Annotated in this window: 16 protein-coding genes; 6 read left to right on the top strand and 10 right to left on the bottom strand. The window is 39.5% G+C overall.

Features of this window, described 5'->3' with window-relative positions; genetic code table 11:
* The first annotated feature begins 42 nt into the window (after positions 1-42).
* The 3 genes from minD (at position 43) to J678_RS11255 (ending at position 1,501) form a co-directional block, all read left to right on the top strand.
* On the top strand, positions 43-855 hold the full coding sequence (gene minD / locus J678_RS11265) for a septum site-determining protein MinD (protein WP_001074362.1): 813 nt from the start codon (positions 43-45) through the stop codon (positions 853-855).
* A 2-nt stretch (positions 856-857) separates the two neighbouring features.
* Complete coding sequence (gene minE, locus J678_RS11260) at positions 858-1,130, top strand: cell division topological specificity factor MinE (protein WP_000896934.1); 273 nt, start codon at positions 858-860, stop codon at positions 1,128-1,130.
* Between the two features lie 83 nt (positions 1,131-1,213).
* Positions 1,214-1,501 carry a PA4642 family protein gene (locus tag J678_RS11255; RefSeq protein ID WP_001218560.1) on the top strand — a complete coding sequence of 96 codons (288 nt, stop codon included), beginning with the start codon at positions 1,214-1,216 and terminating at the stop codon, positions 1,499-1,501.
* Between the two features lie 50 nt (positions 1,502-1,551).
* Here J678_RS11255 and rhtC read toward each other — a convergent pair whose 3' ends face one another.
* Both rhtC and J678_RS11245 read right to left on the bottom strand, forming a co-directional pair.
* Positions 1,552-2,172 (bottom strand): threonine export protein RhtC, encoded by a 621-nt coding sequence (gene rhtC / locus J678_RS11250; RefSeq protein WP_032027310.1) that lies wholly within the window; start codon positions 2,170-2,172, stop codon positions 1,552-1,554.
* A gap of 149 nt (positions 2,173-2,321) precedes the next feature.
* Positions 2,322-5,354, bottom strand: coding sequence for a DNA translocase FtsK (locus J678_RS11245; protein WP_004710242.1), 3,033 nt, complete (start codon positions 5,352-5,354; stop codon positions 2,322-2,324).
* Between the two features lie 269 nt (positions 5,355-5,623).
* On the opposite strand from J678_RS11245, the gene trxB reads away from it, so the two are divergent.
* The 3 genes from trxB (at position 5,624) to J678_RS11230 (ending at position 8,256) form a co-directional block, all read left to right on the top strand.
* Entirely contained in the window at positions 5,624-6,571 is a 948-nt protein-coding gene (gene trxB, locus J678_RS11240; RefSeq protein WP_002052068.1) for a thioredoxin-disulfide reductase, read from the top strand.
* Positions 6,572-6,690: 119 nt separating this feature from the next.
* Positions 6,691-7,422 (top strand): leucyl/phenylalanyl-tRNA--protein transferase, encoded by a 732-nt coding sequence (aat, locus tag J678_RS11235; protein WP_017393601.1) that lies wholly within the window; start codon positions 6,691-6,693, stop codon positions 7,420-7,422.
* An 18-nt stretch (positions 7,423-7,440) separates the two neighbouring features.
* Positions 7,441-8,256, top strand: coding sequence for an arginyltransferase (locus tag J678_RS11230; protein WP_017393600.1), 816 nt, complete (start codon positions 7,441-7,443; stop codon positions 8,254-8,256).
* 40 nt (positions 8,257-8,296) lie between these two features.
* On the opposite strand, the gene rimI is transcribed toward J678_RS11230, so the two are convergent.
* From rimI to J678_RS11190, 8 genes are all read right to left on the bottom strand, one after another.
* Positions 8,297-8,752: a ribosomal protein S18-alanine N-acetyltransferase gene (rimI, locus tag J678_RS11225; protein ID WP_002052080.1), complete on the bottom strand. Its 456-nt coding sequence runs from the start codon at positions 8,750-8,752 to the stop codon at positions 8,297-8,299.
* Positions 8,753-8,862: 110 nt separating this feature from the next.
* Positions 8,863-9,738: a metal-dependent hydrolase gene (locus tag J678_RS11220; RefSeq protein ID WP_016805376.1), complete on the bottom strand. Its 876-nt coding sequence runs from the start codon at positions 9,736-9,738 to the stop codon at positions 8,863-8,865.
* A 239-nt stretch (positions 9,739-9,977) separates the two neighbouring features.
* Positions 9,978-10,859 (bottom strand): metal-dependent hydrolase, encoded by an 882-nt coding sequence (locus J678_RS11215; protein ID WP_004710249.1) that lies wholly within the window; start codon positions 10,857-10,859, stop codon positions 9,978-9,980.
* Positions 10,860-11,062: 203 nt separating this feature from the next.
* Positions 11,063-12,253, bottom strand: coding sequence for an elongation factor Tu (gene tuf / locus J678_RS11210; RefSeq protein ID WP_002157016.1), 1,191 nt, complete (start codon positions 12,251-12,253; stop codon positions 11,063-11,065).
* Between the two features lie 94 nt (positions 12,254-12,347).
* Complete coding sequence (gene fusA / locus J678_RS11205; RefSeq protein WP_002050327.1) at positions 12,348-14,486, bottom strand: elongation factor G; 2,139 nt, start codon at positions 14,484-14,486, stop codon at positions 12,348-12,350.
* A 178-nt stretch (positions 14,487-14,664) separates the two neighbouring features.
* Positions 14,665-15,135 carry a 30S ribosomal protein S7 gene (gene rpsG, locus J678_RS11200; protein ID WP_001138055.1) on the bottom strand — a complete coding sequence of 157 codons (471 nt, stop codon included), beginning with the start codon at positions 15,133-15,135 and terminating at the stop codon, positions 14,665-14,667.
* Between the two features lie 159 nt (positions 15,136-15,294).
* Positions 15,295-15,669, bottom strand: coding sequence for a 30S ribosomal protein S12 (rpsL, locus tag J678_RS11195; protein WP_002050319.1), 375 nt, complete (start codon positions 15,667-15,669; stop codon positions 15,295-15,297).
* 200 nt (positions 15,670-15,869) lie between these two features.
* Positions 15,870-17,186 (bottom strand): EcsC family protein, encoded by a 1,317-nt coding sequence (locus J678_RS11190; protein WP_017393379.1) that lies wholly within the window; start codon positions 17,184-17,186, stop codon positions 15,870-15,872.
* Positions 17,187-17,371 lie beyond the last annotated feature (185 nt).

The following is a 17,371-nucleotide window of genomic DNA, read 5'->3' as shown; positions in this document are numbered from 1 at the left end:
CCTTTTAAGGGTGTATGTATGACCATAATAGGAGTGGATTCGGTGGCCAAAATTGTTGTCGTAACATCAGGCAAAGGTGGTGTAGGTAAAACTACAACGAGTGCATCTTTTGCAACAGGTTTAGCCCTTCGTGGTCATAAAACTGTTGTGATTGACTTTGATGTAGGCTTACGTAACCTTGATTTAATTATGGGGTGTGAGCGTCGTGTTGTTTATGATTTCGTCAATGTAATTAATAATGAAGCACGTCTGCAACAAGCCCTTATTCGCGATAAAGATATCGAAAACCTTTACATTTTGCCGGCTTCACAAACCCGTGATAAAGATGCTTTGAGCGACGAAGGTGTTGCTCGTGTAATTGATGAGCTTTCTCAAGAATTTGATTACATTATTTGTGACTCACCTGCGGGGATCGAGCGTGGTGCGATTTTAGCAATGTACCATGCAGATGAAGCAATCATTGTGACAAACCCTGAAATTTCTTCAGTACGTGACTCTGACCGCATCATCGGAATGTTAGACAGCAAAACTAAAAAAGTTGAACACAACGAAGGACGTATACGTAAGCATTTATGTATTACACGTTTTAACCCTGAACGTGCTGACCGTCAGGAAATGCTGACGATTGATGATATTTCTAAAGATATTTTACGCGTACCGACATTAGGTGTTATTCCTGAATGTCCAAGTGTATTACAAGCATCAAACGAAGGTAAGCCAGTTATTCTGTACTCAGAAACTAAAGCTGGCCAAGCGTATGATGACTTGGTTGCTCGCTTTCTTGGCGAAGACCGCCCTTATCGACACATCACAGCTCAACCTAAAGGCTGGTTAGCACGACTATTTGGAGCGTAGATATGGCAGGATTCTGGAGTAAATTATTTAGCAGTGAAGAAAAACCATCAAGTGCTCAAACTGCCAAAGATCGTTTAAAAGTTATTGTTGCATCAGAACAAGGTTTAGGCCGTCGTTTAAGCCAAGACAAGATTGACCAAATGAAGAAAGAAATCATGCAGGTGGTCAGTCGTTATGTAAGTGGTGTAGGCGAACAGCATATCCAAATGCAAGTTCGTTCTGAAGCAAATATCGAAATGTTAGAAATGAATATCAATTTACCTGAAGAACGATAATTCTATTTCTGACTATTCAATAAATCAGAATCAAGGCAAAATAACGCAAGTTATTTTGCCTTTTTTAAAATGAGGAGATTGTCATGGCATTATCACAGCCAGCAACTTTCAATGAAGAATGGTCCGATGAGCGTGTTTTTGCCTACCTCAACCAACTTCCTCCAAATGGTGTGAACGCAGACTTTCATGTGCTCTACCATGCTTTCAAACATATGCGTCCAAATGACTATGAACGTCTTTTGACTAAATTCGTTGCAGATGGGCGAGATATCAATGCAACAAATCCTGAAGGCGAACGCATTCATGACGTGATTGCTAAGTTTCCGCGTCAATCAGCGCCGTTTTTAGAAGTTTTAGCAAAATTTGCTTAAGCTTAAGAATAAAAAAAGCCTCTTTAAGAGGCTTTTTTTATTGTCTGGATTTACCGGTTTCCAATCAAGAAAATACCAAACACGGTGAAAATACCACCTGAAATCCCATCAATCCATTTTGAAAAATTACGGTAAGCCACTCTGAAACTCGGTAATGAGAAAATAAAAGTCACAAAGCAGAACCATAAAATCGTTTCAACCGACACAATAATAAAAAGCAACCAATGAACTTGATCAAGATGAGGGTTAGCTAAAAATAAAGAGAATACACTACCAAAATAAATCACGGCTTTAGGATTCGATAAATTGGTGAGTAATCCCTTCATAAAAAATAAGTAAGGTGCTTTAGGCAACTCAACAGCTGTAACCTCTTGCTGCTGATCTTTTGAAAATGCTGAACGCAACATTTGATAGCCTAACCAACATAGGTATAAACCACCTGCGATGAGTAACCCTTGCTTTAACCAAGCCATTTTCTCAAAAATAATATTTAAGCCCATCAATGCAAAAAAGGCCAAAAACATAACCCCTGCTTTTATCCCTGCCACAACCAACATGGCTTCTTTACGAGAGCGGCTCACTGCGGTCTGTGATACCAGAAAAAAATCAGGCCCTGGAGTAATAAGCGCACAAAAATGAATAAAAGCTAACGTAATTAATGCAACTAACATGTTGTCCTCCTGATTTGTTTCATTGTTTTTTATTTAGAAGCACACATTAGCATTTTTTACTATTTGATAAAATCTCAAACTACCACTGAATAATGATTATTTTTAACCATAAAAAAGCCTCCGAAGAGGCTTAATTTTAAATGTAGATATTAAACTAAAATATCTCGCTTACCATTGGCGCCCATAGCACTGACAATACCGTTCTCTTCCATTTGGTCGATAATACGTGCAGCACGGTTATAACCTAAGCTAAACTTACGCTGTAATGATGATGTAGAGGCCTTACGAGTTTCTAGGACAAACGATACACATTGATCATAAAGTGCATCACGGTCTGAAGCACCATCCCCCTCTTCAAAGCCACGCGAAGCTGGCTCTTCATCAAATGGTGTTAAGATCTCATCTACGTAGTCTGGTTCACCACGTTCACGCCATGCATCACAGATTCGGTTAACTTCATCATCACTAATAAATGCACCATGTACACGTTCTGGCTCAATCTTACCTGGCCCTAAGAACAGCATATCACCATGACCTAACAAGTCTTCTGCACCACCTGCATCCAAAATAGTACGTGAGTCGATTTTACTGTTTACACGTAAAGCTACACGCGTTGGAATATTGGCTTTAATAAGACCTGTAATGACATCTACCGATGGACGTTGAGTTGCAAGCAATAGGTGAATACCAGCAGCACGAGATTTTTGCGCCAAACGCGTAATCATTTCTTCTGCTTTCTTGCCTACCTGCATGATCATGTCGGCAAACTCATCTGCCACAATCACAATTGATGGTAATGGCGTTAAACGAGGTGCACGCTCTTGTGTCGCTGAATCACTTGGTTTCCATGTTGGATCAATCAAGTCTTCTCCATTCGCAATTGCTTCTTCAACTTTTCGGTTGTAGTCACTTAACTTACGAATTTTAAGGAACGACATAAGCTTATAACGGCGTTCCATTTCATTTACACACCAGTTTAATGCACTAACTGCATCTTTCATGTCAGTGACTACAGGCGTTAATAAATGCGGAATATCGTTATAGTTAGCCAATTCAAGCTGTTTCGGGTCAATTAAAATTAAACGTAATTGATCTGGCGTATATTTAAGTAACATCGACAAAATCATCGAGTTAACGGCAACAGATTTACCCGAGCCAGTTGTACCCGCAACTAACATATGCGGTGCTTTTGCCAAGTCTGTTAGTACCGGATTACCCGAAATATCTTTACCCATTGCCATACTAATCAGAGCACTTGGGTCACGATATGCTGGTGTTTCCAACAGCTCAATTAAACGTACCATTTCACGGGCACTATTTGGTACTTCAATACCAATATATGGTTTACCCGGAATAACCTCCACAACACGTACTGATGCCATAGACATTGAGCGCGCCAAGTCACGGGAAATATTAGTCACTTTAGATGCTTTCACACCCGGTGCTAAATCTAATTCAAAACGTGTAACAACTGGACCCGGCTGAGCTTCAACAACCTGCGCCTTCACATTAAATTCTTGTAATTTAATCTCAAGCAATTCAGACAAACGCGAAAGCTGCTCTTCGGTAAAGTTAACTTTCTTATTTGGGTCAACCTTATCAAGTAATTCAAAGCCCGGTAATGTTGGTAAATCTAAACGCTTTTTGGCTACCTGCATTGCACGCGACATTGGTCGACCTGATGCATCTGTTAATGGCGCATCAAAATCGAATTCATCCTCAAGATTGTCTTCTGGCTTTCCAGCAGTTTCTTGCCAAGCTTCAATAAATTCTTCTTTTGAAAGCTTCTCTGCACCAATCGTAGTTTGAATAGGAGCTTTTACAAATGCTGAAGATTGCGCATAGCTACTTGCTTTGACCGATTGAGGTGCTGGAGCAATATCTTCATCAATTAATAAATCATCGAAATCATCAAATACTTGTTCATTTGATAAGTTTTTAGGTGACTGATTTAAATTCGATACAGGTACAGATGTTTCAACTGATGTATGAGGTGCTTGCGGTGCTACTGCTGATTCAACATGATGATCTTGAACGAACGGAGTATGTACATCAGTAGCAGTTTTACTATTTGGAACTGCTGCAAGCAATTCATCAAAAATCTCATCATCATTCCAATCTAAGCCTTGATGAATATTCGATGCTTGAGGTTGTGCTTGTTTAGCCTGATAAGCCGTTTCTTGGAATTGCTCATGACTTGGATGTTCATTTGAATCATCCGCAGCTCTTAACAGTGCATCAATTTCTTGCTTATGACTTGCATCATCGCGCTGTAGGGCACGCCAAACCTCACCTGTCGCTACTAAACGCTCACTGTCTTTTTTAAGCTGTTGAGCTTGTTCAAGCGTACGCTCAAAGTTTTCTGGCTGAGGCGCTGGTTTTTCTTCAACAGTTTCAGACTGACTTTGCTCTTTCGCTAACACATCGGCAAATAAACGCTCCGCCATTTCATCGTGTCGTGTAGAGCTAGCTTTGGCTTGAGTTTTTTCTGGCTGAACATTTAGCTCTGCTTCATCATTAACTTCAGCTTTAGGCATCTCGGCAACTTTTACCGTTGCTGTTTTATTTGCAGGCTGTGTAGTTAAATCATAAGCAGATTCATTTGGCGATACATTCTTATAGAATAAATCTTGTAAATAACTCGGCATTGCTTTGAGCGTAACCCATGTTTTGCTCCACTGCACCCCAAATGCCAAAGTGAACAATACCACTCCGAAAACCAATAAAAATAAGGTCGCACCATAAATTGTTAACAGTTGAGATAAACTCTGCCCTAATTCATAACCAATAATCCCCCCTGCCGCATTATCTAAAGTATCTGCAGGTACATTCCAGTGTAAGTAAAGCAAACTAGACACAACAAGAATTAAGAAGAACTGAGCAGCATAACGGAATGGACGGTTTAGAAAACTATGCGGCCACCAGACTTGAATAGCTTCAACAAATAAGAAAATTGGAATAAGTAAACTTGCCCAACCTAAAAAGCCAAACAGCAAATCTGCAATCCATGCACCGGCAATACCACTTGCATTGGATACTTGCTGAGTATCACTTGAAATATGCATCCAGCCCGGATCAAATGGCGTATACGTTACTGTCGCCAGAAACATATAAATACCAAAAGAGACCAAGAATAATGTCATCAATAAGCGCTGTGCATAAACACTTGACACCGCAGTCATATACTGTCCTGTAACCCATTTAATTATTGGTTTAGAGATGTGAAGACCTACATTTCAGATCTTCAACGAATGAACTTTATATTATGCACCTGTTCTTACAAAAAAGGTGCATGATTCTTTACAGTTGTTGTTAACATAAGGCTCTTCTATATTGTTATATAACTTAATTCGATTGTCCTGATCAATATTATCCACATTGATTTCACGCTATTGGTCGGCAATTTCACGTATAATTTTCAAAATTCTCGAAATAAATAAGGATACCCTCAATGAGTGCTCGTCATTCTCGGTTAATTATTCTCGGTTCTGGTCCTGCGGGTTATAGTGCAGCTGTATATGCAGCACGTGCAAATCTTAAACCAACACTTATTGCTGGTTTACAACTTGGCGGCCAACTTACAACGACAACCGAAGTTGACAACTGGCCGGGCGATCCTGAAGGTTTGACTGGTCCTGCTTTAATGGACCGTATGCAAGCACATGCTGAACGCTTCGGTACTGAACTCGTCTATGACCATATTAATGAAGTGGACTTAAATGTACGTCCTTTTGTTCTTAAAGGTGATATGGATGAGTACACTTGTGATGCATTAATTATTGCAACTGGTGCGACAGCTCAATATCTTGGTTTAGAGTCTGAACAAAAGTTTATGGGCCAAGGCGTGAGCGCATGTGCAACATGTGATGGATTCTTCTATAAAAACCAAAAAGTAATGGTTGTAGGTGGTGGTAACACCGCTGTTGAAGAAGCGCTTTATTTATCAAATATTGCTGAACATGTAACACTGGTTCATCGCCGCGATTCTTTACGCTCTGAGAAGATTTTACAAGATCACTTATTTGCTAAAGAAAAAGAAGGCAAGATTAGTATTATTTGGAATCATGAAGTTGAAGAAGTCCTTGGTGACAATACTGGCGTAACAGGTGTTCGCTTAAAATCTACAAAAGATGAAAGCAAACAAGATGTACAAGTTCAAGGCTTATTCGTTGCCATTGGTCATAAGCCAAACACTGGAATGTTTGAAGGCCAGTTAAACTTACGTGATGGCTATATTCAAGTACAAAGCGGTACTTCAGGTAATGCAACAGCAACTTCTGTAGCAGGTGTTTTCGCTGCGGGTGATGTTGCTGACAGTATCTACCGTCAAGCCATTACTTCAGCTGGTTCAGGCTGTATGGCAGCATTAGATGCAGAAAAATATCTAGATAATCTTTAAGTTTAGATATTTCAAACAGCCGTTATAAAACGGCTGTTTTTTTATCATTTATAATAATTGCTGGCTGCCTCAAATTAATTTTTATAGCATAACCCTTAAGCACACATTATTTTAGTTTTATGAATATACTACCTCTATCTCAATATATTTTTCCAGATCCAGAGGAAGCCGATCCAGATGGTCATGGTCTAATTTGTATTGGTGCTGACCTCTCCCCTTCTACCCTCTATGAAGCATATACTCACGGACTTTTTCCTTGGTTTAATGAAGATGAACCTATTTGTTGGTGGAGTCCTGAACCACGCTGTGTAATTTACCCTCAAAACTATAAGCCAAGTAAATCGCTCATTCGGAACATGAAAAAGCACGATTACACCATTACGGTAAACCGTGCTTTTGAACAAGTCATTCGTTCATGTTCACTACCTCGAAGTTATGCTAACGAAACGTGGATTAGCGAAGATATTATTCAAGGTTACTGCGCGTTGTTTAATTCAGGTTATGGCTACAGCATAGAAGTTTGGCAAGACAAACAGCTGGTAGGCGGTTTATATGGAGTTACGATTGGTAAGGGTTGTTTTGGCGAGTCTATGTTTAGTTCTCAAACCGATGTTTCTAAAATGGCTTTTTATACTTTAATGTTAATCGGTCAAGAAAATCAGCTTCCTTGGGTCGACTGCCAACTGGTAAATAGTCACTTAATTAGCTTGGGGGCTTGTACACTTTCTCGGCAGGAATATCTTAAATCGTTACAAGATGTAATTATTCACCCCTCTATCAATTGGAAAAAGTATCAAGAACGTGTATTTTCAAGTAAAAGAATAGCATTAAATGCAAAATTAATGGAATGATAACAGGAGGGACCAATCATGAAATCATATCACCCGAAGTCCCTTTTAAATGATCTGCAGTACTATATTACTCCACCTCACGATTGCAGCTATTTAGAAAATAAGTCAGCACGTATGGTCTTTTTAGACCCGATTCATCGCATTGATGTGGTGACTCTTTCAGAGTTATCGCGATTAGGTTTTCGTCGTAGTGGTGACTTTGTATATCGTCCTGAATGTCATTTATGCAGACAGTGTTTGTCTTGTCGTGTTCCAGTTGCCGACTTCCAAATGAACAGTATGCAAAAAAAAGCATGGAAGCGGAATCAAGACCTTACCATGACTGTTCTGCCAACACGGCAAGCTGCACAAATTCATTATGATTTATATGAACGTTACATTAACGAGCGCCATGCCGATGGTGATATGTTTCCGCCAAGTTTAGATCAATTTGAAAAATTCCTAGTTCATAGTTGTACAGATAGTTTCTTCTTAGAGCTATGGAAAGACAATCGTCTTATTAGCGTTTCTACATGTGATTTAATGGATGATGGATTATCTGCGGTCTATACATTTTTCGACCCAGACGAGCACCGCAGATCTTTAGGTGTTTATTCAATTTTGAATCAGATCGAATATGCAAAATCACTTGGTTTAGAATATCTTTATTTAGGCTATTGGGTACCTCACTCAGCCAAAATGAATTATAAATCTCAATATACTCCACTAGAACTTTTATTAGATGGGCAATGGCGCCGCTTAAATAGATCATTATCGCCAGAGGAGATTAATCAGTTAGGTAACTCTCTCATGACAACGTTACCTTCTGAATGGAATAATTTAATTATTCAATAATGTGATTTTGTCTTGTTGTTAAAACAACAAGACAGCCATTTTAGAATAAAGACGCAAAATCGTCGGTACAGCTTTTTACCATAATAACGGCATTTTCACGCCCACCCTCTTGAGTTGGGTAATAATTGCGACGCACATCAATTTGATGAAAACCTGTTTTTTCGTATAAACCAATGGCTGCTTTATTACTTTCACGAACCTCTAGAAAAATTTGTACAGGTTGATTTTCTAACCGCTCAATCGAGGTTTCCAACAATTGATATCCTAAACCTTTACCTTGCATTTGAGGATCAATTGCCATAAGCAATAAGTTCGCTTCATCTAACACAGGTTGTAAAATACAAAAACCGACGACCTTATTATTTAACTCAATTACCGTACACTGATAAGAGTTCACAGATTCTAGAAATTGCTGCCTAGACCATGGGTGTGTTTGAACAAGCTTCTCAATTTGGGCAACACTATCAATATCGGAGGCTTGCATAGTACGGATCATGAGTTTCAGCACATTTTTAGATTTCAAAGTAAACGTATTATAGAAACTTAAATAGAAAAAACGAGTAAAAAAAAAGAGCAATTAAATTGCTCTTTTTCCGGACAGTTTTTTTAAAGCCCTAACTTTTCACGCCAAGTGGCCAATAAAGCTGTCGTATCTGAATCATTTGGATGAAATTTTGGTCTTAAGAAATCTAATAATTCTGGAATTTGACGGGTCATAAAACCTTTACGGCCATACATGAACTTAAGCATGTATTTGGTATCTTTCCATGTTAATTTTTCATCAGTCTTAAGTAACTTAGCAGTAAAATAAGATTGAGTTGCGAAGATTAAGGCCATCGCAATAATTAAAGCGGTTGAGCGCATAAAATAAGCTTTTGGCCCTTGCCCATACATACTTGTATACACATCAAACGCAACAGCTTTATGTTCATTTTCTTCTACTGCGTGCCACATCCATAAGTGATACATGGTGTCATCTTGGAACATGGCCTGAATTTCAGGATTTTGTAAAAGTTCAGCGGCAATCGTCGATGTAAAATGTTCTAAAGCACAAGTACCTGTCAAATCAATCATTTCTTTAGTATAGCCAAAAGGTTTCATTAACTTGGTTACAACTGCTGTACCCATTTTAATAACTGTACCTGTTTGCTTTTCCATTTTGCGAACATCATATCCATACGCTTGCGCAGAAGCGTTAAATGCTAAATGTTCTTTAGAATGCATAGCTTCTTGACCAATAAAAGCACTTATTTCTTTTTGAAGAGCCGGGTCAGCAAGCTTTGGATCATTTCGTACTGCACGTGTACTATTTACAAAGAACTGCTCGCCTTCAGGAAAAAGAGCCGATAATGCTGTCATAAAGTGAGTTAATCCTGCATCGTAATTTGCCCAATAACGTGGGACTTGAGCAAATTCAAAGTCCATACGACGTACAGGGAAACTTGCTCCAGCACGATTAGAAATATTTACTTTAGCATTCATGTCAGACTCCTTTAAGTGAACCATCAATTCACTTATATCCTTATTTATTTTCTTAATATTTATAATAATACGCCTTTGAAAGCGCTATTTAAGTGCAGATGAGGACAGCAAATTATCAGATGAGGTCATCACTAGCCCCTTTCTGGAGCAAAATGAACATATATCAATTTTAAAAACGAGCAGTGGTTTCAAGACAATAAAAAAGGACTGCTAACAGTCCTTTTCACTTTATTTTTAATTTAAAGTCCAAGTTTGGCTTTCCATGATTTTAATAGGCTAACTGTATCTAAATCATTAGGATGAAAGCCTGGTTTAAAATAAGCCAACATCTCTTTAGCCATACCCGTAATAATGCCTTTCGACGGGCTATAACCATATTTATAAATCACAGACAATTCATCTAAGTTTAATTTTTTATCTTCTCTTAAAAGACGGAGTACAAACGAAGATTGAATTGCGAAAATAAGCGCCATCGCAAATACAAGTGAACTTGTACGTAATGCATAAGCTTTAACACCTTTGCCAAATACGCCTTCGTATACATCAAAAGCAACGGCTTTATGTTCATTTTCTTCTATTGCATGCCAATACCACATAGTTGACATTGTTTTGTCTGTCATAAGCTCTTGAATATGAGTATTAACTAAAAGCTGAGATGCAATCGTTGCAGTAAAATGCTCAAGAGCCGTAGTCGCAGTTAAATCTACCATTTCTTGCGTCATACCAAATGGTTTTACGATCTTTGCAAAAGTTTTACGCGCAGTCTGAATAGCTGTATCAGTAAATTTTTCCAACGACTCTACATCATGACCGAACTTTTGTGCAGATGCATTAAAGTTCACATGTTCTTGAGTATGCATAGCCTCTTGACCAATGAAAGCACTAATTTCTTTTTGTAGCTCTTCATTGTTTTTAATCGCTGGGTGATAACGCACCGCACGTACACTATCAATAAAGAACTTTTCACCAGCAGGAAATAGTGCTGATAATGCTGTCATAAAATGTGTAAGGCCAGCAGAACCATTCATCCAGTATTCTGGTACATCATTAAAGTCAAAGTTCATACGACGTACAGGAAAGCTTGCTCCGGCACGATTCGTAATATTTACTTTAGCGTTCATAGTGAAAGCTCCTTGCTAGTAACCGTAGTTACTTAAACTTTATTGTTCGTTTTCTTGATTCTTATCATACAAAGTTAATAAAAAGGCTTAAGTGCAAATAGGGACATTGAAGTATCAGTTAAGGCCAGCTTTCTATTGAATTGTCGAACAATTAAACATAAAAAAAGCGCCCCAAAAGGAGCGCTTTTTTCACTGAAAAGTGATTATGCAGTTACTTTCGCAACAACACCAGCACCTACAGTACGACCACCTTCACGGATCGCAAAACGTAGACCTGGGTCCATTGCGATTGGGTGGATTAATTCTACTGACATTTCAACGTTGTCACCTGGCATTACCATTTCAACGCCTTCTTTCAACTGGATCGCACCAGTTACGTCAGTTGTACGGAAGTAGAACTGTGGACGGTAACCATTTAAGAATGGAGTGTGACGACCACCTTCTTCTTTAGAAAGTACGTATACTTCTGCGTCGAATTTAGTGTGCGGCTTGATTGTACCTGGTTTAGCAAGTACTTGACCACGTTGTACGTCTTCACGCTTAGTACCACGAAGTAATACACCACAGTTCTCGCCTGCACGGCCTTCGTCAAGAAGTTTACGGAACATTTCTACGCCAGTTACAGTTGTTTTAACTGTATCTTTAATACCAACGATCTCTACTTCTTCACCAACTTTAACGATACCAGATTCTACACGGCCTGTTACTACTGTACCACGACCAGAAATTGAGAATACGTCTTCGATTGGCATTAAGAATGCTTTGTCGATAGCACGTTCTGGTTCTGGGATGTAAGAGTCAAGAGCTGCTACAAGAGCAAGAACTGATTCTTCACCGTAAGGACCTGCTTCACCGTTAAGAGCAGCAAGAGCTGAACCACGGATTACTGGAGTGTCATCACCTGGGAAGTCGTAAGTAGAAAGAAGTTCACGAACTTCCATTTCTACTAATTCAAGTAATTCTTCGTCGTCAACAAGGTCGCATTTGTTTAAGAATACGATGATGTAAGGTACACCAACCTGACGAGAAAGAAGGATGTGTTCACGAGTTTGTGGCATTGGACCGTCAGTCGCAGCACATACAAGGATCGCGCCGTCCATCTGAGCAGCACCAGTGATCATGTTTTTAACGTAATCGGCGTGGCCCGGGCAGTCAACGTGTGCGTAGTGACGAATTGGAGAATCGTATTCTACGTGTGAAGTATTAATTGTAATACCACGTGCTTTTTCTTCAGGTGCTGAGTCGATTTGCGAGTAATCTTTCGCTTCACCGCCGTAAGTTTTTGCACAAATAGTTGCAATCGCAGCAGTTAAAGTTGTTTTACCATGGTCAACGTGACCGATTGTACCCACGTTTACGTGTGGTTTATTACGTTCAAACTTGGCTTTAGCCATGATGATCTTCCTTTATTAACTACTCATGGAGGGTCACCCCATGAGCACTTGGTTTTCAACTAAGAATTAGTTAGGGCTTATAGTAATCGAAAGATTACTCGTCGTCACCTTTTTTACCGCCAGCTTGGAATTTAGCAATGATGCCTTCAGCCACGTTACGTGGAGTTTCAGCATATTTAGCAAATTCCATTGAGTAAGTCGCACGACCTTGAGACATAGAACGCATTTGAGTCGCGTAACCAAACATCTCAGCAAGAGGAACTTCTGCTTTAATTGCTTTTGTTCCACCAGGAAGATCGTCCATACCTTGAACCATACCACGACGACGGTTTAAGTCACCCATGATATCGCCCATGTAGTCTTCTGGAGTTTCTACTTCAACTTTCATGATAGGTTCAAGAAGGATAGGATCCGCTTTCATGAAACCATCACGGAAGGCATAAGAACCAGCCATTTTGAACGATAATTCGTCAGAGTCGACATCGTGGTAAGAACCGTCGAAAAGAACAGCTTTAACGCCTACAACTGGGTAACCAGCCAAGACACCATTCTTCATACGTTCTTGAATACCTTTATCAACTGCACCGAAGAATTCTTTAGGTACTACACCACCAACAACTTCTTCAGCGAATTCGTATTCTTTACCAGCAGTTTCAACGTCAAGCGGTTCTAAACGAACATATACGTGACCGAACTTACCTTTACCACCTGTTTGACGTACGAATTTACCTTCTTGCTCAACAGTTTTCTTAATCGTTTCACGATAAGCAACCATTGGTTTACCGATATTCGCTTCAACACCGAATTCACGCTTCATACGGTCAACGATGATGTCAAGGTGAAGCTCACCCATACCAGCAATAATTGTTTGACCAGATTCTTCATCAGTACGAACACGGAACGATGGATCTTCTTTCGCCAAACGGCCTAAAGCGATAGACATTTTTTCTTGGTCTGCTTTAGTTTTTGGTTCTACAGCCAATGAAATTACTGGCTCTGGGAATTCCATACGCTCAAGAGTAATGATGTTTTTCTCATCACATAATGTATCACCAGTTGTAACGTCTTTAAGACCTACACACGCTGCGATATCACCTGCACGGATTTCATCAAGATCTTGACGCTCGTTCGCGTGCATTTGCACGATACGACCGATACGTTCACGCTTAGCTTTAACTGGGTTATAAACCGGATCACCTTGTTTAAGAACACCAGAGTAAACACGTACGAATGTTAAGTTACCTACGAATTTGTCGTTCATGATTTTGAACGCAAGTGCAGAGAACGGAGCTTCGTCAGATGCTTCACGAGACGCTTTAGTTTCGTCTTTATCGTCAAGGATACCTTCGATCGCTTTAACTTCTGTAGGTGATGGTAAGAATTCAATTACAGCGTCCAACATACGTTGAACACCTTTGTTTTTGAACGCAGAACCACAAAGCATTACTTGAATTTCAGAAGCTAATGTACGAGCACGTAAACCAGCGATGATGTCTTCTTTAGAAAGATCACCTTCTTCTAGGTACTTGTCCATTAATTCTTCAGAAGCTTCAGCAGCTGCTTCAACCATGTTAGTACGCCATTCTTGAGCAGTATCAACTAGGTCAGCAGGAATATCACCGTATTCAAACTTCATACCTTGAGAAGCTTCATCCCAGATGATTGCCTTCATTTCGATAAGGTCAACAACACCTTGGAATGTGTCTTCAGCACCGATTGGCACAACGATTGGCACAGGGTTACCGCCCAAACGTGTTTTCATTTGTTCAACAACACGGAAGAAGTTTGCACCAGTACGGTCCATCTTGTTCACGAATGCTAAACGAGGCACTTTATATTTGTTTGCTTGACGCCATACAGTTTCAGACTGAGGCTGTACACCACCAACTGCACAGTAAACCATGCACGCACCGTCAAGAACACGCATAGAACGTTCAACTTCAATTGTGAAGTCTACGTGTCCCGGTGTATCAATTACGTTGATACGGTGTTGTTGGAATTGGTTAGCCATACCAGACCAGAAACAAGTTGTAGCAGCAGAGGTAATTGTAATACCACGCTCTTGCTCTTGTTCCATCCAGTCCATTGTTGCTGCACCGTCGTGTACTTCACCAATTTTGTGAGATACACCTGTGTAGAACAAAATACGTTCAGTTGTAGTTGTTTTACCTGCGTCAATGTGCGCAGAGATACCGATGTTACGGTAACGAGTAATTGGGGTTTGGCGAGCCATGATGTCTACATTCCTAAATGTTATCTTTAAAACAGGGCGCATCAATTAAATTGATGCGCACGAATACTCAAACGGGGCAACTTAAATACCCGCAAAGCCCCCACTTTGGTAGAGAGCAATGTTGAATCTAGCTACTGTATGCATGAGTATTCTCCTGATTAGGGACTGTTTTATCCGCTTAGAAACGGTAGTGAGAGAAGGCTTTGTTAGCTTCTGCCATACGATGCACGTCTTCACGTTTTTTGATCGCGGCACCTTTGCCTTCAGCTGCATCAAGCAACTCGCCAGCAAGACGTAAAGCCATAGTTTTTTCAGAACGCTTAGCAGCAGCATCTACTAACCAACGCATTGCTAAGGCAGTACGACGGGATGGGCGTACTTCCATAGGTACTTGATAAGTAGCACCACCAACACGGCGTGCTTTTACTTCGACCATAGGACGAACTTTCTCAAGAGTAGTCTCGAAAAATTCAACTGGGTCTACTTTGTTTTTTTCTTGAACGCGTTCTAAAGCACCGTAAACGATACTTTCAGCAATAGATTTTTTACCATCTTGCATTACGTGGTTCATGAATTTAGCGATTGTTTGGCTGCTAAATTTTGGATCTGGAAGGATCTCACGAGCAGCGACTACGCGACGTCTTGGCATTTTAATACACCTAATAATATGACACTTCAGGATAATCCAGCAGTTTGTACAAGTGTCATGTACACGACGCTGGCCTTACTATACGTCGCTTGAATTACAAATCTATGAAGAATTCAAACAAGCGAAACGCTAAAGGGCTTTTGGACTAGTTTCCTAGAATTACTTCTTAGGACGCTTAGTACCGTATTTAGAACGTGATTGATTACGATCTTTAACGCCGGCACAGTCTAAAGAACCACGAACGGTATGGTAACGTACACCTGGTAAGTCTTTAACACGACCACCACGGATAAGAACAACACTGTGCTCTTGTAAATTATGACCTTCACCACCGATGTAGCTAGATACTTCAAAACCTGAAGTTAAGCGAACACGGCAAACCTTACGCATAGCTGAGTTAGGTTTTTTTGGTGTAGTTGTATAAACACGTGTACAAACACCACGACGTTGTGGACAAGCCTTCAACGCAGGAACTTTGGATTTTTCAACCAAAGTCGTACGACCCTTACGGATCAACTGATTCGTTGTTGCCATATGGCAATTCTCCCGTTATTAAAAAACCTTAAAAAGAAAATACCTCTTTTTAAGGGCACATAATTGTAAGCCAAGATGCAAAAATGGTCAACATGGCAATACTTACCAAATGTTGACCATATCAATGTTTGACAGGATGATTTACAAATTTAAATAAGGCTGAAACTTAATTTTCAAACCCTGTCTTTGTAATTGTATTGTTAAGAGTACTTTTGATCCTCTACAACCTCATCATTTTCAATTTCTAATGCTGGTTTTTGTTCACTGTGTTCATGCTCAACCACATGTTTTTCTGCAAGCTGCTCGATACCGTTATGAACATTTTCTTGCACTTTTTCTTCACTTTTTTCAGAAGTATTAGATTTGACCACAACAGATACTTTTGAAATTACATCATGATTTTCAATTTTATGATGTTGTGTTGCATGAACACTGCCATTTTCTCCAACATTTAAAAGACGCGGACTTGCCTTTTGAATAAGAGTTACTGCAGCATAGTAAGCTTGTAATGGTGACAAATGCTCACTTGGGTGTTCATTTAAATAATGTCGTGCTGCACCAAAAATAGCTTGTGCTTTATGGCCTACGTCTTCTTGTAACTTCCAGCTATAAACAGCACTAAGTACTGCACCAGCAACTGGAGTAAACTTGCCAACCGCAGCAAGTTGAGGAACTTTATTTAACCAGCTCCATTTGAACTCACCATTTTCATCGACTAACCAGCTTTTTAAAGTTTCAATATCATTTGAAGACCCAAGTACTTGCTGAAACTGTTGAATATCTTGTGTTTCTAACATATTACGTAAAGCTTTAAGTGCTAAAAGCACTGTCTGCTTCTCTGCAATCAGACTAATATCAACTTCTTTAAAAATAAATTCAACGACATCTTGATCAGTGGCTTCAGTCAAATCAAATCCGTGTGATCGTCCTGTTTGATAAATTGTTCTTAAGACCAATACTAAAGAAACTGGAATATCTACGGCTGCACCGACCATACCCGATACACCTGTAATTGCACCTTGAATACTTGCAATTAGTTTATTTTGTTCAATTAAAGCCTGACTTAAACGTTGTGAACGTGAAGTATCTTTAGTCAGCTCAAATAGGTCTTTTGCTCCCGCCTCTTCTAAGATTTTTTCAGTCAGCGTACTTTTTGAACTAAAGTCATTTAGCCAATCAAATAAATAGCTCGATATTTTTTCATTCCAGTCAGGCGAAATAAATGTCGCAATACCATTGACCTTTCTAAAATGACGACCAAACACCTGACGCGTAACTTTAGGTAAATGTTCACGTAACATTTGTTGTGGACTTTCATACTGTTCCACTTCAAAAGGACTTTTACTTCTAGCATTACCTTCTACTGTTTTACCACTTGCAAGTGGCTCAGCCAACTTACTAACCTCACCTATTTGGCTTTGCTGCAAGATGTTTAAACCAGTAGAACTGAGCTTTTTAGCCACTCCGAAGACCTGAGAAAACAAATTGTCAGATTGATTATTATTAAATTTTGTCATCCAGTACCTCGATTTTTTAATTTATCTAATTAGAGATAAATACTAGGTGGAATGTGGATTTATCTCAACTTGAATGTGTGTATTTTAGTTAACCCTAAATGCAACATACTGTGTATTTGGTTATTTTTTTTAAATGCAAAATTGACATAAAGATTTGCCATAAGAAATAAAAAACCTTTCTGCTA

This window comes from Acinetobacter sp. 1424608 (assembly GCF_000588255.1).
GTDB classification, from domain to species: Bacteria; Pseudomonadota; Gammaproteobacteria; order Pseudomonadales; family Moraxellaceae; genus Acinetobacter; species Acinetobacter nosocomialis.
The sequence above is the reverse complement of the archived record's forward strand: the minus strand, read 5'-3'. Positions and strand labels throughout refer to the sequence as shown.

What these genes read in the sequence shown, in the direction of transcription:
- rhtC (WP_032027310.1), bottom strand. Translation starts at nt 2,172, where the DNA reads ATGTTAGTTGCATTAATTACGTTAGCTTTTATTCATTTTTGTGCGCTT.
- J678_RS11245 (WP_004710242.1), bottom strand. Translation starts at nt 5,354, where the DNA reads ATGACTGCGGTGTCAAGTGTTTATGCACAGCGCTTATTGATGACATTA.
- minE (WP_000896934.1), top strand. Translation starts at nt 858, where the DNA reads ATGGCAGGATTCTGGAGTAAATTATTTAGCAGTGAAGAAAAACCATCA.
- rpsG (WP_001138055.1), bottom strand. Translation starts at nt 15,135, where the DNA reads ATGCCAAGACGTCGCGTAGTCGCTGCTCGTGAGATCCTTCCAGATCCA.
- J678_RS11255 (WP_001218560.1), top strand. Translation starts at nt 1,214, where the DNA reads ATGGCATTATCACAGCCAGCAACTTTCAATGAAGAATGGTCCGATGAG.
- trxB (WP_002052068.1), top strand. Translation starts at nt 5,624, where the DNA reads ATGAGTGCTCGTCATTCTCGGTTAATTATTCTCGGTTCTGGTCCTGCG.
- J678_RS11215 (WP_004710249.1), bottom strand. Translation starts at nt 10,859, where the DNA reads ATGAACGCTAAAGTAAATATTACGAATCGTGCCGGAGCAAGCTTTCCT.
- rimI (WP_002052080.1), bottom strand. Translation starts at nt 8,752, where the DNA reads ATGATCCGTACTATGCAAGCCTCCGATATTGATAGTGTTGCCCAAATT.
- aat (WP_017393601.1), top strand. Translation starts at nt 6,691, where the DNA reads ATGAATATACTACCTCTATCTCAATATATTTTTCCAGATCCAGAGGAA.
- tuf (WP_002157016.1), bottom strand. Translation starts at nt 12,253, where the DNA reads ATGGCTAAAGCCAAGTTTGAACGTAATAAACCACACGTAAACGTGGGT.
- fusA (WP_002050327.1), bottom strand. Translation starts at nt 14,486, where the DNA reads ATGGCTCGCCAAACCCCAATTACTCGTTACCGTAACATCGGTATCTCT.
- rpsL (WP_002050319.1), bottom strand. Translation starts at nt 15,669, where the DNA reads ATGGCAACAACGAATCAGTTGATCCGTAAGGGTCGTACGACTTTGGTT.
- J678_RS11190 (WP_017393379.1), bottom strand. Translation starts at nt 17,186, where the DNA reads ATGACAAAATTTAATAATAATCAATCTGACAATTTGTTTTCTCAGGTC.
- J678_RS11220 (WP_016805376.1), bottom strand. Translation starts at nt 9,738, where the DNA reads ATGAATGCTAAAGTAAATATTTCTAATCGTGCTGGAGCAAGTTTCCCT.
- J678_RS11230 (WP_017393600.1), top strand. Translation starts at nt 7,441, where the DNA reads ATGAAATCATATCACCCGAAGTCCCTTTTAAATGATCTGCAGTACTAT.